At 67.4% G+C, this 15844-nt stretch carries 11 protein-coding genes; 6 read left to right on the forward strand and 5 right to left on the reverse strand.

Annotated elements, in window-relative coordinates; genetic code table 11:
* Window positions 1-7 precede the first annotated feature (7 nt).
* Complete coding sequence (locus tag Y958_RS19965) at window positions 8-1183, reverse strand: hypothetical protein (RefSeq protein WP_145727680.1); 1176 nt, start codon at window positions 1181-1183, stop codon at window positions 8-10.
* 151 nt (window positions 1184-1334) lie between these two features.
* Between Y958_RS19965 and sugE the strand changes: the two genes are divergently transcribed.
* Window positions 1335-1652 (forward strand): quaternary ammonium compound efflux SMR transporter SugE, encoded by a 318-nt coding sequence (gene sugE, locus Y958_RS19970; RefSeq protein WP_088873657.1) that lies wholly within the window; start codon window positions 1335-1337, stop codon window positions 1650-1652.
* A 2-nt stretch (window positions 1653-1654) separates the two neighbouring features.
* Here sugE and Y958_RS19975 read toward each other — a convergent pair whose 3' ends face one another.
* From Y958_RS19975 to Y958_RS19990, 4 genes are all read right to left on the reverse strand, one after another.
* Complete coding sequence (locus Y958_RS19975) at window positions 1655-3010, reverse strand: NRAMP family divalent metal transporter (RefSeq protein WP_244909475.1); 1356 nt, start codon at window positions 3008-3010, stop codon at window positions 1655-1657.
* A gap of 121 nt (window positions 3011-3131) precedes the next feature.
* Window positions 3132-6107, reverse strand: coding sequence for a patatin-like phospholipase family protein (locus Y958_RS19980; RefSeq protein ID WP_088873658.1), 2976 nt, complete (start codon window positions 6105-6107; stop codon window positions 3132-3134).
* A gap of 19 nt (window positions 6108-6126) precedes the next feature.
* Window positions 6127-8103 carry a GMC family oxidoreductase gene (locus Y958_RS19985; protein WP_088873659.1) on the reverse strand — a complete coding sequence of 659 codons (1977 nt, stop codon included), beginning with the start codon at window positions 8101-8103 and terminating at the stop codon, window positions 6127-6129.
* Between the two features lie 91 nt (window positions 8104-8194).
* Window positions 8195-10756 (reverse strand): hypothetical protein, encoded by a 2562-nt coding sequence (locus Y958_RS19990; RefSeq protein WP_088873660.1) that lies wholly within the window; start codon window positions 10754-10756, stop codon window positions 8195-8197.
* Window positions 10757-11038: 282 nt separating this feature from the next.
* On the opposite strand from Y958_RS19990, the gene Y958_RS19995 reads away from it, so the two are divergent.
* The 5 genes from Y958_RS19995 to Y958_RS32150 all read left to right on the forward strand — a co-directional run bounded on the left by Y958_RS19995 (window position 11039) and on the right by Y958_RS32150 (window position 15840).
* Complete coding sequence (locus tag Y958_RS19995; RefSeq protein ID WP_088873661.1) at window positions 11039-12229, forward strand: hypothetical protein; 1191 nt, start codon at window positions 11039-11041, stop codon at window positions 12227-12229.
* Window positions 12229-13056 (forward strand): DUF4198 domain-containing protein, encoded by an 828-nt coding sequence (locus Y958_RS20000; protein WP_088873662.1) that lies wholly within the window; start codon window positions 12229-12231, stop codon window positions 13054-13056. Before Y958_RS19995 ends, Y958_RS20000 begins: the two co-directional genes overlap by 1 nt.
* Entirely contained in the window at window positions 13053-14162 is a 1110-nt protein-coding gene (locus Y958_RS32505) for a HupE/UreJ family protein (RefSeq protein WP_244909476.1), read from the forward strand. The genes Y958_RS20000 and Y958_RS32505 overlap by 4 nt, the downstream gene beginning before the upstream one ends.
* A 137-nt stretch (window positions 14163-14299) precedes the next feature.
* Window positions 14300-15142 carry a transcriptional regulator HexR gene (gene hexR, locus Y958_RS20010; protein ID WP_088873663.1) on the forward strand — a complete coding sequence of 281 codons (843 nt, stop codon included), beginning with the start codon at window positions 14300-14302 and terminating at the stop codon, window positions 15140-15142.
* Between the two features lie 2 nt (window positions 15143-15144).
* Window positions 15145-15840, forward strand: a complete 696-nt coding sequence (locus tag Y958_RS32150) for a YbhB/YbcL family Raf kinase inhibitor-like protein (protein WP_211098631.1) — start codon at window positions 15145-15147, stop codon at window positions 15838-15840.
* Window positions 15841-15844 lie beyond the last annotated feature (4 nt).

Below are 15844 nucleotides of genomic sequence, written 5' to 3' on the forward strand. Positions count from 1 at the left end.
GCCCGCGTCAACCCTGGGCCTCCTTCGGCACGGCCTGTGGGCCGGCGGCGGGCGCAAGGGTGGCGGGGCGCGAAACGGCGTCGCGCGGCTTGAACACCTCGCGCAGCTTGTCCACCGCGGCATCGAACATGGCGAACACCGCCTCCACGCTGTAGCCCGCCAGGAAGGCCGCGCCCAGCAGGGAGATCTGGGCAGAGGCCGTGGGCTCGATGGTGGCGACCACGCTCTTGTAGAACAGCCCGGTGGCCAGCCCCAGCGTCAGGCCCAGCGCCCGGCGCAGCACCATGCGGAAGCCCAGTTGCGGCATGAAGGAGGCGTTGACCACCGCCTCCGTCAGCACCCGCGCGATATAGGCGCAGGCACCCAGCAGCCCGAACAACGCCGGCAGGACGTACAGCGTCAGCGCCGTGCCGGCGCTCCAGGCCAATTCCACCGTGTGCAGCAGGATGGTGTCGGCATCCTCCCCCGAGGGGACGGCCGGCGCCCCCGCGTCCCGGCGCTGGCAATAGCCATGGGCATCGAAGCTGAGGGTCACGACACGGGAAAGCGGGTGGCAGATCCAGGGGGCGAGCAGCTTCGCCGCCGCCTGCCGCCGCAGTTGGACCAGCGGCTCCTGAGCCGCCGTCAGGGTGGAGGTTCCCTGGGTGTTGGTGTCCGCCCCCCCGTCGGCCATCGGGCGCTGCGCCGCCGCCCCCTCGATGAACAACAGCTGGCGCACCCCGGTCTGGGCCAGCAGGTTGGTGCCGTTGGCGGCGTGGATCTGCACGATGGCCGTGACCAGGGCCGCGCTCACCAGCCACAGGACGCCGCTGCGTATGGTCCTTTGCACCAGCCCCGCCCGGGTCAGGGAGCGCCACCAGCCCGCCAGGCCCAATTCGCGCCGGAACTCGCGGATATGGCGCAGGCTGGCGCTGGTGGCCGGCGCGATCACCACCGACAGCGCCTGGTAGACCACCCACAGCGCCTGCTTGTCCTCCAGGCTCAGCCGCTCCGGTGGGGTGGCGGTGACCCGCACCGCCGTGTCGATCACCGTCCGCTCCAGCGCCAGGCCCCGGCCGGCGGCGTAGCCCAGCATGATGCGCACGTCGTCCTGCCATTCGTCCCAGCGCTGGTGGTCGCGCGCGTCCATACCCGCCGTGGCCGGTGCCGCAGCGATTCCGTCTCCGTTCGTCCCATCGGTCATGGCCCGCCCTCCCCGCCTCAAGATCTCAATTAAAGAGATATGCGACACCAAAGTCTTTCTCTTTTTTAAGATCTTGGCATTCCGGTGGTCGGCCGCCATGCTTCGCCGGCCGGGGAAGACCCCGCCCCTTCACCCGCACCGGAGAACCGCCATGGCCTGGCTATGGTTGCTGCTGGCCGGCCTGTCCGAAGTAGGCTGGGCCGTGGGCCTGAAATACGCCGACGGCTTCACCCGCTTGGTCCCGTCCGTCCTCACCATCGCCGCCATGGGCGTCAGCCTGGGCATGCTGGGCCTGGCCTTGCGCACCCTGCCGCTGGGCACGGCCTACGCAGTGTGGACGGGCATCGGCACGCTGGGCACGGTCATCGCCGGCATCCTCCTGTTCAACGAGCCGGCGACGGCCCTGCGCCTGGCCTGCATCGGCCTGATCGTGGCCGGCATCGCGGGCCTGAAGCTGGCGCACGGGTGACCCTAGATCACCCAGGTGACCACCATGGCGGTGTCCACCACCGCCATGGCGGCCATGCAGACCCAGCCCAGGACGCGCAGGACCGGTGGCAGGACGAAGTCGCCCATGATCTCGCGCTTGGTCGCCATGCGCATCATCATGACGATGACCGGCACGGCCACCAGGCCGTTGACCACCGCGCTCCAGAACAGGGCTTTCACCGGGTCCATGTCGATGACGTTCATGACCGAGCCCACGGCCATGGCCAGCAGAATGGCGCCGTAGAAGGCCTTGGCCTTGTCCCAGGGCCGCGCCAGGCCCACCGGCCAGCGGCGTGCCTCGCCCAGCGCATAGGCCGCCGATCCCGCCAGCACCGGCAGGGCCAAGAGGCCGGTGCCGATGATGCCCAGGGCAAAGATGGCAAAGGCGAAGGTGCCGGCGATGGGGCGCAACGCCTCCGCCGCCTGGCTTGAGGTCTGGATGTCGGTGACGCCGTGGACATGCAGGGTGGCGGCGGTAGTGATGATGATGAACAGCGCCACGCCGTTGGACAGCAGCATGCCGATGTAGGTGTCCAGGCGGATGCGCCGCAGTTCCTCCGGCGCCTGTTCCGGCGCCTTTTTCAGGGGCCGAGCCTCGGGGTCGCCCTTTTCCTCCTCCACCTCCTGGTCCGCCTGCCAGAAGAACAGGTAGGGGCTGATGGTGGTGCCGAAGACGGCGACAACAGCCACCAGATACTCCGATTTCAGCGAAACCGGCGGGTGGATCACCGCATGGCCCAGCTCGGCCCAGGGGATGGGCACCACCAGCACGGTGGCGACATAGGCGAACAGCGACAGCGTCAGCCATTTCAGGATGGAGACGTAGCGGCAGTAGGGCACCAGAATCTGCAGGGCGGCCGAGGCGCCGCCGAACAGCAGCACGTACAGCCATTGCGGCCCGCCGATCAGCAGGCCCAGGGCTGCCGCCATGGCCCCCAGGTCGGCGCCAATGTTGATGACGTTGGCCGCCACCAGCAGGAAGATGATGGCGTTGATGGTCAGCGGCGGGTAATGGCGGCGCAGGTTGCCGGCGATACCGTGCCCCGTCACCCGGCCGATGCGGGCGCTGATTTCCTGGATCGCCGCCATCAGCGGGTAGGTCAGGATCAGGGTCCAGGCCAGGCCGTAGCCGAACTGCGCCCCCGCCTGGGAATATGTCGCGATGCCGCTGGGGTCGTCATCGGACGCCCCGGTCACCAGGCCGGGGCCCAGGCATTGCCAGATGGTGCGGGGCTTTTTCGGCCCCCCGTCGCCAGTTTCGGAATCCCGCCCCGCCGGGGCGGGCGTGGGCACGGCTGTCGTTTCGGATGGCGCCGATCCCGGCTCCAGGGTGTCCAAGGCTAGCCTCCCCGCTGTCCCTTTGAAAGGTGGGCGAGCCGCACCCCGCGTGCGCACTCGCCCCACCCCTTAAAGATGCAGGCGGGATGCCTTGTTCCGTCCCGCTTCCAGGCTAGGCCGGTCAGGCGCCTTGCAGGACCGGCGGGTCACACTCCTCACACTCTTCCTTCAGCGCCTGTTCCGCCAGGCGGTCCAGGATCTGCTTCAGGTTGGCCAGATCGGTGGCGCAGCCCTGGGCCTCCGCCAGGATGCTGTCCATGATCTGAAAGCCCAGCGCCCGGTAGCTCTCGAATTGGGATTCGGAGAACCACTGGTCGGTGGTGGATTCGTGCGGGAAGGTGGGATGGCTGTTGGCATAGGCCTTCACGCCCGCCCCTTCATCGCAGTTATGGAAGCTGGCCTTGACGTACAGGATGATGCCCGGCTTGGCCGCCGGCCCGTCGGCCATGGCGTAGTCGATGACGCCCATGGCGTGATAGGGCACATCGGTCAGCGTCACCCCCGGCGCCGGCCGCGGCTGCATCTTCTGCAGTTCGTGGAAGCGGATGGGAATGCCGAAATCGATGCCGATCTTGCGCACAGCCATGCCCAGATCGGAGTAGGTGAAGGTGGGATCCTCACCGGCGTCGCTGATCACGATATAGCGGCAGCGGCGGCGGACCATCTCATAAAGGCCCAGATCCTCGAAATGGCCGCCGTCCGACAGGGCAACATAAGGCTGGTCGTCCGTCGTCAGGCCGAAGGCGTCCTTCACCAGGGGTGCCGCCGCCGTCGGCGGGCCGTTGCGGTACCAGGACTTCTCCCCCACCGGCGCCGGATTGCCCAGCCACCAGCCCAGCCGCATGTTCAGCAGGGTCAGCAGCAGGGACACGGTGGGCGAGGAGTGGTAGCCGGCGTTGGGATCCACCGCGGCGCCGGAGATGGCCATGGCCGTGCCCAGCGAGATGCCCGGGTTGGTGGGATCATCCTCCGGACGGGGTGGGCATTTCGGCTGGCGCGCGAACGGCCACAGGCGGAGCCGGCGGCCGCTGTGCGACGAGCCACCGTACTTCGAGGACGGCCGGAAGGCGCCGCGATAGGCCACCAGGGTGCCGCCCGGCTGGTCCAACAGGGGGCACAGCGACGCCGCCCCGCTGTGCAGCGGCGTGATGGTGAAGGACATGCCCTTGCGCTGCTGCCACGCCAGATTACGGGTGGAGATGACGTTCAGGGTCGTGTTCAGGACATGGAAGGGCCGCCAGTTGTCGCCCGTCCGGTCCTCACGCTTCGCCGGCCACAGCGACTGCATGGTGGGATTGTCGTCCATGTCGAAGCCGGTGAAGCGGTCCGGCTTGCGACCGATGTGCGATGCCCCGAGGAAGGCCCGGACCAAGCGGTTGCGGTAGAGGCCGTGCAGGGAGAAGCGGTTGATGTTGATGTACTTGGACGCGAAGAAGGCGATGATGCCCAGGATCACCCCCGCGATCACCAGCAGCGGCACCACCATGCTGCGCTCCTGCGCCTCCACCATGCCGCTCTGGAACAGCACCGACCCGGCGCTGTCCGGCAGGATGAGGTAGTTGCCGTAGGAGATCAGGTAGGCGAACAGGGAGTCGCGCAGCACCACCAGGTCGATGACCGCCGACCCCAGCACCAGCAGCAGGGCGAAGAACAGGGGCGCCGACAGGCTGGCCGCCACATTGTAGGCGATGGCCACGGGGCTGCGGTTGGGGGCCTGGTTGGACGGCTGGGCCGAGGTGCGGCCGCTGCCGCCCGTCAGCCAGCCGACCATGGCGGTGGCGCCGCCGCCGGCCACCATCCAGTCGAACAGGGCCTGCGTGCCCAGTTCCACCTGCCCGGCCGTCCACGACCCCAGGAGCGCCAGGGCCACGCCGGCGATCCAGGCGATGCAGATCGCCAGGTACCAGCCGGCCGACCGCGCGAACCACTCGCGCTGCTCATCCGAGCGGGGGGTGTTGCTGGTCAGCGCCACATAGCAGGTCTCGGCCATCAGCTGCGACACCAGCAGCCACGGCGGCGCGAACAGCAGCAACAGCAGCAGGCGCACGGCCGGATCACCGCCGGAGCCGATGATATGGGCGCCGAAGCCCAGGAAGGCGCCGTAGGCGATGCCCGCAACCAGCCAGCCCCAGGTGGTGCGGTGCTTCAGCCGCGCCCAGCGCTTGAGGTCCAGCAGCGCGGTGAACAGCTCCCCCGTCGTGAGCAGGGTGATGAGCTGGGCCGCCCCGTAGACGACGAAGCCGAGGATGCCGCCGAAGACCAGCAAGTCGGCCAGCGGCGTGACGATCAGCAGCTGATAGCCGATGGTGGTGTCCAGGGCCCCGGTCCAGGCGACGCCGGCCAGGAACATGGGCAGCAGGTTGCCCTTGAGGAATTGTCCCTGTGTTGGGCTGGCCGTGCCGCTGAGCCTCATGGCGCGTAGCGTGAACCTTAGTCCTATGAGCACGAGGGCCAGGGAGATGACAGCCAGGATGACCAGGGCCAAGCCGTACTTCTGGTCGCCGAAGGGATGCGACAGCCAGGCCACGCCCACGGCAGCCAGCTTCACCACCACCAGGCTCAACAGGAACAGCGGGATCAGCAGCACCCAGTTCAGCAGCAGGTTGCGCAGGATCATCGCCGCCGCCGCCCAGGTGTCGGCCGAGACCAGGCCCACCTTGGGCGTCAGATAGTTGCTGTCGCGGCGCAGGTCGCCGATGGCCGTGGGTTCAACGGCGCTGACCTCATGGCCGCGGGTGTTCAGCTGCGGCAGCACGTCGGCATAGGGCTGGCGCGAAAGCCAGGCCGACAGCCAGCTGCCGATATAACCGCCGCCGGAGACGGTGGAAAGATAGTTGAACTGGCCCAACAGCGCCTTGTCCGGCGGCGGCAGGCGGAAGTCCTTGCAGGGCCGCGGCCGGGCGGCCAGCGCCTGGATGATGCCTAAGCCGAAGGTGGCGCTGCGGATGCCGCCGCCCGACAGGCAGAGGGCGGTGGATTCCAGGGTGTTGAGCGCCAGGGTCAGGTCCTCGTCCTGCACCCCGTCGAGCACATGGTCACCATGGATGCTCTTGGCCTCGGCCCGCAGAACCTCGATGGTGCTAAGCGGATTGGTCATTGGTCTAGCCCCCTGATTCTCACGCCCGCGCCTGATGGCGGCGGTTCTGCTGGCAACGGGTCTGCTCGATGATCACCTCGGCCGCCTTCTCGCCGATCATGTAGACGGCGCTGACGATGAAGTAGCCGGGGATGCGCGGGAAAACGGAGGCGTCCACCACCCGCAAGCCCTTGACCCCATGGACGCGGAAGTCGCTGGACAGCACGCCACCCCCCGTGGCGCTGCCGATGGCGCAGGTGCAGGAGGCGTGGTGCCCCCAGGCATGGGTGCGCACGAAGTGCTTCAGCTCCTCATCCGTCTGGATGGCGGGCCCCGGCAGCAGTTCCTGCTTGGCGATGCCCTGGTCATATAGCTTCTTGGTGACGGCGCGCACGAAGCGGATGCCCTCGACCACGCTGTCCAGGTCCTGCCCCGACTTGTCGGTCCCTTCCTCGAAGTAATGGAAGTTGATGTAGGGGGTGTCGCGCGGGTTGGCCGACCGCAGGGTCACCTCGCCACCGCGGTTCAGCGTGTGCGCCTTCAGCACCGCCCAGGTCAGCATGTTCAGATGCTCCGGGAACAGGCTGGAATAACCGGGGTAGTAGCCGCGGAACTCACCCAGCAGGCCGAAGCAGAACAGATCGGGCATGGGCCGTTCGGGTGCCGAGCGCTTGGTGACGGCCAGCACGGCGCCGTTGGTGGTGTAGACCCCCTCGCGCTTCTCCTTCCATTGCTGGTACTGCGGATCGCCGGCGGCGAACTTGGCGCCCTTCAGCACCTCCCAGTCCGTGGTCATCTCGTTGACGACGCCGACCTCGTACCGGTCCTGCAGGTTGCGGCCCACGCCGGGGCTGTCGACCCGCACCGGGATGTTGAATTTCTCCAGTGTTTCCCTGGGCCCGATGCCCGACAGCATCAGCAGCTGCGGCGTGTTGAAGGCGCCGCCGGACAGGATGACCTCATGCTTGGCGTAGACGGCGCGTTTTTCTCCACCCGTGCCCTGGGCGAAGGAGGCGGCATACAGCTTCTCACCCTTCTCATATTCCACGCCGATGGCGCGCGGCTCACCCCCCAGCGGCCCGTCCAGCGGCGTGGACTCGTCGAACAGGACGCGGGTGACCAGGGCATCGAGTTCGATGTGCAGGCGGTCGGGATGCTTCTCCGCCACCTCCAGCAGGCGCTCGCGCGTGCCGGTGCGGGCATGGTTGCGGTTGGACAGGGGGACGTAGCGCAGGCCGAACGCGTCCGCGTCCACCAGCTGCACGTCGTTGGGATCCCCCTCCCCCTCCAGCAGCCATTCGAAGCCCTGGTCGGGGTTGGGATCGCGCAGCAGCACGGCCTTGGCGCAATCCAGCAGTCCCTGGATCAGGGGCTTGTCGCCCAGCGCCTGCAGCGGGATGGCCTTCTGGGTGTGCAGCCAGCCGCGGAAGCCGTGGCCCGACGGATTGATCAAGCCCAGGCTCAGCCAGTACAGCAGGCGGTAGAACCAGCGGTAGTGGCAGTTCTCCAGCTTGCGGAACAGCCGGCGCATGGCCTCCGGCTTCCAGCTGATATCGCCGGTCAGGTCGGCGATGAACTGCCAGTCCTCGTTGTTGGGGTAGACGACGATCTGGGCGTTATGCGCCGTGCAGCCGCCCAGGGTGCCGGCGCGGGGATAGAGGATGCCATCGACCGGCCGCCCGTTAGGCGGTGGATACACCGGCACATACTTGGGGTCGGAGGTCTGCACCGCCTGATCGCTGTAGTGGCGCACGAAGAAGTCCCAGCGCATGCCCGTGTTTTCCGAGGCGAAGGCGTGGAGCACCGGAACGTCGTAATCGTCCGGCAAACGGTTCTCGTTCGGATAATAGGGATCGCCCCCATGGGATTTGCGCGGGTCCCCCCCCGCCTCCAGCACCAGGACGGTATACCCTGCCTCCGCCAGGCGGGCCGCCACCGTGCCGCCACCGGCGCCGGAACCGACGACGATGAAATCATATTGAGCGGATTGAACGGATGCGTCGTTTACATCTGCCATAGCCTGTCCCCCATGCCTGGCCCGTGGGAATGCCGCCCCCAACCGCCGGCCGCGGAGCACGCGGCCGGACGGGGTTTGAAGGGCGGGGTGGTCAGAAGGTCTTCAGGAATTCGATCAGCGCTTCCTTGTCGTCGTCGCTGAGCGCCGTCGTCTCGGGCGTGAAGCTGGTCCCGAAGTAGTGGCCGCGGTTGACCTCGAAATCCGGGCACTTGCTGAAGTCCAGCAGCGGCTTCCGGAGGTTGGCGAACACCTTGCGCGCCTCCTCGTCCGTCGCGTTCTTGGGCAGCTGCGCCAAGTCGTGGGTCGCTTTTTTCAGCAGCTGCAGCAGCTGGACATAGCGGGGCAGGTTCTCCGCCAGGGTGGCGTCGTCCTTGTACAGCTCGGTGTTGGAGATGAGGTTGACCGGCGTGTCCTTCGGGATGGGCCCCACCATCAGGTCGCCGTCGCCGAAGATGCTGGGCAGCCAACGGTGCAGCGGGCTGAGCAGCGGCTTCAGGAAGCCGGGCAGGAAGCCGCCGGGCACCTTCAGATAGCTGCCGACGCTGGTGCGGTCGATGAGGAACACGCCCTTGTCGCCCAGCAGCTTGTCGTGGGGACGCGTCTCGGGCCACAGCATCTGCCGGATCGAGACCTCAAAGGTCTTCACGCGTTCCTCGACCGACGGATCCAACGGATTAAACGGGTAGTAAGGCTTCTGGTTGGGCGGCGGCGGCGGCAGCGGCTGCTGCGCGTAGAATGACCCACCGGGCCAGCCCACCGTATTGTTCACCAGGTAGGGCGCCGTCGACCACAGGGCCACCAGCGAGGGCACGCGGGTGTAGCCGCGGCCGCCGGCCGGCATGACGTAGTCCTTCTCCTCACCCGTGAAGGGATCGTGGATCTTGACGGTGCCGACGGACGGCAGCTGCTTGTAGGAGGTCGAGGAGAAGTTGTCCCAGATGTTGCCGGCGATGGCGTTCGTGGCCAGCGGGCTGCAGGCGTTGGTCTGCAACAGGGTCACGGGCACGCGCATGTCGGTGGAAAGGTAATTTCCTTCCAGGAAGTCCGGCGCCTTCACCATCTCCTTCATCTGCGCCTTGAACTCGTCAGACTTCACCCAAGCCCAGTACTGGTTCCAGCAGGCCAGGTAGTTGGGGCCGTTGCAGGTCTTGAAGTCGATTTCCTTCGGCGCCGGCGGCTGCTTGCTGGAATGGCAGCCGGCGCAGGTCTCGGCGAACACCTCCTTGCCCCGGTTCAGCTGGAGCTGGGCAGCGGGCGCGGCGGCGGTTATGTACTTCTGGCCGCCCGGCGCGTCGGCCAGCTTGTGGCCCTTCTGGATATCCGTGTTCAGGAAGTACGCAGCCAGGTCGGCGGTCTGTGCTTCCGTCGCCTGCCAATAGCTGGAGTTCTTGCGGCCCACCTCGATCTGGATGGCCGTGTTGGGCACGCCGCCGAACAGCGGGTTGAAGTGGCGCAGCCATTCCTCGCTGAACAGGCCGATGTTGATGAAGACGCGGTTCAGCGCCCCCTGCACGCCGACACTGTCGGAACCGTCCTTCAGCACGTGCGGGGTCATCACCTGTTTGGTCGCGCTATCAAAGGTGCCCGGCAGGAATTCGTTGTTCAGTTCGCCCCCGCTCAGCGTCTCCACCCCCCCGCGCTTCGCGGCGATCTCCATACGGGCCTTCAGCTCGTAGACGGCGTTCATGGTGCGGGGGTTGTTGATGTAATCGGTGGAAACCAGCGAGGTGTCCAACGCGCCGGGGCGCGAGGTGTGCACCAGCTGGATCAGGTAGTTCTGCTCGCTCGTCTTGCGCTCCGGCGAGCCCGGCTTGCCGTAGTTCCAGCCGAAAATGCGGTCGATCCAGAAATACTGGGCGCCGACCACAGCGCTCATGTTCTCCCACTTCGGGTTTTCCGGGTCGGCCGGCGGGTGGGTCGGGCTGGGCCCCACATGGCAGAAGCCGCAGGCCATGCCCACGCGGTAGGGGCGGACCAGGTTCTTGTCGTTGTAGTAGTCCGGATCACTGTAATATTTCTCGGCGTTCCAATGCTTCTTCGCCTTTTCGTCGAAGTCTGGATTGGGAAACAGGCGCAGACCGACGATACCCGTGGGATAGCCATAGTAGGAACCCACCGGCACGGTCACGCCGCGCGCGCCGATCTTGACGCCGGGATACTTCTTCTCATTGGCGAACGGATCGTCAGGACAGTTGGGATCGTCCTTGGAACTCACCCGCTGATCCAACCACAGGCCGTACGGGTCCTTCGAGCCATCCTTGGGCTCCACGAAGCAGGGCTCATTCATCAAGCCCAGTTGCTCGAATCGGTTGTGGCGGCCGTAGGCAAGGCCTTTATGATCTTTATCACCCTTATAACTGGAGATGGTCTTCAGCAGATCGAAGTTGCCGAAGGCGCTATTGGTGATGGCGTCCCAGAAGCGGTCGTTGCCGCCGGTCCACACCACCCAGTTGTTGCGGCCCTTGACCTCATCCGCGGTCAGCTTAACGCCGCCGTCCATGTCCTTGAAATAGTCCTCGTCGGCGGCCGGGAAGGTGTCGGCGGGCCGTCCGGCCCGCATCGCCTCATCCTTCACCTGCTTGTCACCGCAGCCAGACAGCAGCAGCACCGCCGCCACCAGGGTCGCAAAGACCCCAAGACCGATCCGCGCCATGCCCCACCTCGCGCCCTGAAAAGTTGTTCGTTGGTCTGGACATTATATCCAGAGCGAACTAGTCTCAAGCCAAAGATACAACCTACAGGAAATATAGTTCCTGTTGTTACGCCGTTTATCTCGAATTTGATATCCGGCTTCCACCCCTAAAGTGTAAGGCCACCCTTCAGAACGACATAACCCTTCCGGTAGGGCATCGGTGGCTGAGAAAGCTGAATTCCATTCAAAATCAATGCGATGTTGCACATCGCGCGAACCTGGCGGGACTGACGGAGGAAGACGATGGGGCGCATCTTCAACAGGACCATGGGCCTGAACAGCCTGGGAAAAGCGCTGCGGCGGGCGCGGCTGGCGGGGCTCGTGCTGGTTGCATGCCTGGGCTTGGCGAACCCACAACCTGGGCGCGCGTCGGACCATGCCGACCCGACCAACCTGACCGACCCGACGGCCAACATCACGGATCTGTTCTTCTACCCGGACGGGGACGACATGATCCTGATCTTCGACGTCAACCGCGCCCTGCTGGCGCCCAAACCGTACGACCTGGCGCCGTATGATTATGAGATCCACATGGACCTCACCACGCCGGTGTCCTTCCAGGATCCGGTCATCCGCGCCCGCTATGGCGGCACGGTGCTGGTGCCCGACCAGATCCATCCCGATGTCACCATCAAGGTGAAGCTGCAGGACGACGTGACGGTGAACACCATCACCTACACGGGTCTGAAGGACACCGACAAGATCAAGACCTATTTCGGCGTGCGCGACGATCCCTTCGTCTTCCCGCGCTTCTTCAAGAAGAACGTCATCGCCATGGTGATGCGCATCCCCAAGAGCGCGTTCCCGGCGGACCAGCACGACTTCATCCTGTGGGGCACCACGGCCAAGGACGGGACGGAGATCGACCATGTCGGCCGGTCCATCCGCACCCAGCTGCCGCGCTTCGGCTTCATCAACACGATGCCGCCCAAGGACCAGCTGAAGGCGCTGATGGCGCGCAAGGCCAAGCTGGACAACATCTACAACTACCTGCACAGCGCCAAGGAATGGTGGGCGATAGCGGCGGCGGACTTCCTGCAGTTCACCCTGCAGCTGCGGCCCTATGACCTGCAGCCCGACGTCATGGTCTACACCGACCGCTTCCCCGTCGGTTACCCCAACGGCCGCCTGCTGACCGACGACGTCGTGGCCCAGACCTGCGCCTTCGGCGACTGCCTGCTGCAGGAAATCTCCTTCATCGAGGGGCCCTACCCGCGCGCCACGATGAACGACAAGCCATTCAGCGCTGAATGGCCCTATCTGGCGCCACAATGGCCGGACCAGACGCCGGCGCCGTCCAACGCCCACAGCGTCCTGCCCTGGGTCATCCTGGGCGTGATCGTGCTGCTGCTGGTCAGCTGGGGAATCGTGGAGATCATCCGCCGCCTGGTCCGGCACCTGCTGCGCTGGTGGTGGCGCCGGATTGACGCCTGATGCGGGGCCAAACGCGGGCCGCGCACGCCTGCCTGGCCGGCTTGGCGGTGGCCTTCTGGGCCACCGGCGCCCTGGCGCATGATTTCTGGATCGAGCCGTCCACCTTCCGTCCCGGCCCCGGCACCGCCGTGGCGGTGGGCCTGAGGGTGGGGGAGAATTTCATCGGCGATCCCGTGCCCCGCACCGCCAGCCTGATCGACCGATTCTTCGTCCGCCAGGCGGGGGAGGAGCAAGCGGTGGGCGGCGCCGACAACATCGACCCGGCCGGCTTCCTGCGCGCCGACGGCCGGGCCACCGCCCTGATCGGCTATACCGGCGGCGGCAGCTATATCGAGCTGCCGGCCGAGCGCTTCACCGCCTATCTGCGCCAATACGGCCTGGACGGCATCGTGGCGGAGCGGGAGCGGCTGGGGGAAAGCCGCCAGCCGGGCCGCGAATGCTTTTACCGCTACGCCAAGTCCCTGCTGGCCGGCACCACGGCCGACCCGGCGGTGACCCGGCCCCAGGGCTTCACCTATGAGATCGTGCCCGACGCCGACCCCACGGTGGCCGGTGCCGGCCCGGTGCGCGGCCACGTGCTGTTCCTGGGCCAACCGGTGGCGGGGGCGGTCGTCACCGCCCACCTGCAGGGCCAGCCGGCGGTGCGCCTGGCCACGCACAGCGACGCCCAGGGCGCCTTCTCCCTTCCCCTGCCCCAACCCGGGGTCTGGCTGATCCGGTCGGTGCACATGGTGCGGGCGGGCATGCTGGCCCACTGGCTGCATCACCGGGACTGGGAAAGCCACTGGGCCTCGCTGACCTTCAACTGGCCGGGAGTCCGGCCATGAGCCGCTGGCCCTGGGCCCTGCTGCTGGGGACCCTGCTGCTGGCGCTGTGCCTGGCGGGCGGCACCCAAGCGCATGAGATCGGCACCACGCAGGTGCAACTGACCGTGGGGCCGGGCGACGCCTGGTCCGCCACCATCACCACCGCCCCCACCGCCCTGGTGAACAAGCTGGAGGCGGCGGCCGGCCAGCCGCTGAGCCGCGACCTGACGGCGGAACGGGTGGGCGCCATCCTGCCCGCCTACGCCGCCGCCATCGCCGCCCAGGTGGATCTCAGGGCCGACGGCGCCGCCCAACCCGCCACGGTGGCGGTGGAACGGGTGGAGATGCCCAGCGACATCACCCTGCCCGCCTTCGTCGTGCTGCACGCCGGCGGCCCCCTGCCGCCCGGATCGCATGCCATCACCTGGCGCTACGGTCTGGTCTACAGCACCTATGGCGTCGTCTTCACCGACGCCGCCGGCGGCACCCCGCAAACCCAGTGGCTGGAGGGCGACGCCGCCAGCCCGCCCTTCGCCCTGGCCGCCAACGCCGCCCCCCTTGCCCTGCCCCGGCTGGCGGCGCAGTACCTGGAACTGGGCTTCCTGCACATCCTGCCCGAGGGGCTGGACCACATCCTGTTCGTGTTGGGCATCTTCCTGCTGACCACCCGCCTGCGCTCCATCCTGGTGCAGGTCACGGCCTTCACCCTGGCCCATTCCGTCACCCTGGGCCTGACCATGTACGGCGTGATCAGCCTGCCTCCGCGCGTGGTGGAGCCCCTGATCGCCCTGTCGGTCGCCTATGTCGCGGTGGAGAACATCCTGACGGCGCGTCTTACACCCTGGCGCCCCCTGGTGGTGTTCGCCTTCGGCCTGCTGCACGGCATGGGCTTCGCTGGGGCCCTGGCCGACCTGCACCTGGCCCGGCGCGACGTCATCCCCGCCCTGGTCAGCTTCAATGTCGGCATCGAGCTGGCGCAGCTGTCCATCATCGCCGCCGCCTATGCCGCCGTGGCCTTATGGCACAAGGACAAGCCCTGGTACCGCCGCCGCGTGGTCATCCCCGCCTCCTCCCTCATCGCTGCCACCGGCTTGTTCTGGACGGTGCAGCGCGTGGCCGGCCTTTAACCCTTATGGGACCGCTGCCACGGCGCGCGTGACACGGCCGCATAATTTCCGGTAATTTCACTACAAACAGGAAGGAACGCCGCAGCAGCGCGCCGGGTTCCTTCGTGAAGTCATCGGCAGGGTCGGGGGTTAGCTTCATGCTGGGTCGCATACGCGGGATGATGGACAGTCTGCGTCCATCGGAACGCAAGATCGCGGAAATCGTCCTGAAGCGGCCGCACGCCGTCGTCACCGCCTCGGTGGCGGAAGTGGCGCGTGAGGCCGACGTCAGCCAACCCACGGTGGTGCGCTTCTGCCGATCCATCGGCTGCAGCGGCTATCAGGACTTCAAGCTGCGCCTGGCGCAGGACCTGGCCACGGGCACGCCCTTCGTCGATGCCGACCTGATGCCCGACGACCCGGTGGCGGAGGTGGCGGCCAAGGTCATCGGCCGGGCCATCAGCGCCTTTTCCCGCATGCGCAACCAGCTGAACGCGGAAAACCTGAGCCGGGCCGTGGACATCCTGGCCGCCGCGCGGCGCATCGAGATCTACGGCTTCGGCGCCTCCGGCATCGTGGCGCAGGACGCACAGAACAAATTCTTCCGCCTGGGCGTGCCCGTCATCGCCCACAGCGACGTGCACGTGCAGGCCATGGCCGCCAGCATCCTGGGGTCGGACGGCGCCGTCATCGCCATTTCCCACACCGGCCGCACGCGCGAGCTGCTGCGTTCCGTCGACCTGGCGCTGGACGGCGGCGCGCCGGTGGTGGCCATCACCTCGGGCGGGTCGCCGCTGGCGGAGCGCGCCACCGTGCCCCTGCTGGTGGACGTGGATGAGGACACCAGCATCTACACCCCACGCACCTCGCGCCTGTCGCACCTGGCCGTCATCGACGTGCTGCAGGTGGCCGTGGCCCTGCGCCAGGGCACGGCCCTGGGCGAAAACCTGGCCCGGGTGAAGCGCCCCTTGCGCGAACGGCGCATGACGGAACGGGTGTGAGCATGGGGCGCCGGCTGGTCCTGGGCATCAGCCTGGCCATGGGCCTGGCCAGCGGGCTGGCGGCGGGGCAAGCGCACGCCGGCATGTGGCTGAGCAGCCCGGATTTGGCGGCCGACGGCACGCTGACCGCCCCCCAGGCCTGGGACCGCGACGGCTGCGGCGGCAAGAACATCTCCCCCGCCCTGCGCTGGGGCGGGGAGGCGCCGACGACCAAGAGCTTCGCCCTGATCATCATGGACGCGGACGTCAAGAAGGGCTTCCGCCACTGGATGGTGTTCAACATCCCGGCCGGCGTGCACAGCCTGGCCGCCGGGGCCGGGGTGGCCGACGGCAAGGCCCTGCCCAAGGGGGCGGTGCAGGCGCTGAACGACCTCGGGCCCAAGGGCTACGGCGGCCCCTGCCCGCCGCCGGGCCAGACCCATCGCTATGTCTTCACCATCTACGCCCTGAACAAGGACACGCTGGACCTGAACCCGGACCAGCCAGCAGGCGCCCTGGAATCGCTGGTGCTGACCCACGCGCTGGACAAGGGCCGCCTGCTGGCCAAGTCGCCCCGCTTCGAGGCGCCGGAAAAGGCGGCGGAGAAGGCCAAGCCGGCGAATGAGAAGCCGGCGCCCAAGGCGGAACCGGCGACATCCGAGCCCAAGCCCGCGCCGGGAAAGACGGCGGAGCCGGCGCCGGGAGACACCCCGAAATGACCTG

It is taken from the genome of Nitrospirillum viridazoti CBAmc, assembly GCF_000730165.1.
GTDB classification, from domain to species: domain Bacteria; phylum Pseudomonadota; class Alphaproteobacteria; order Azospirillales; family Azospirillaceae; genus Nitrospirillum; species Nitrospirillum viridazoti.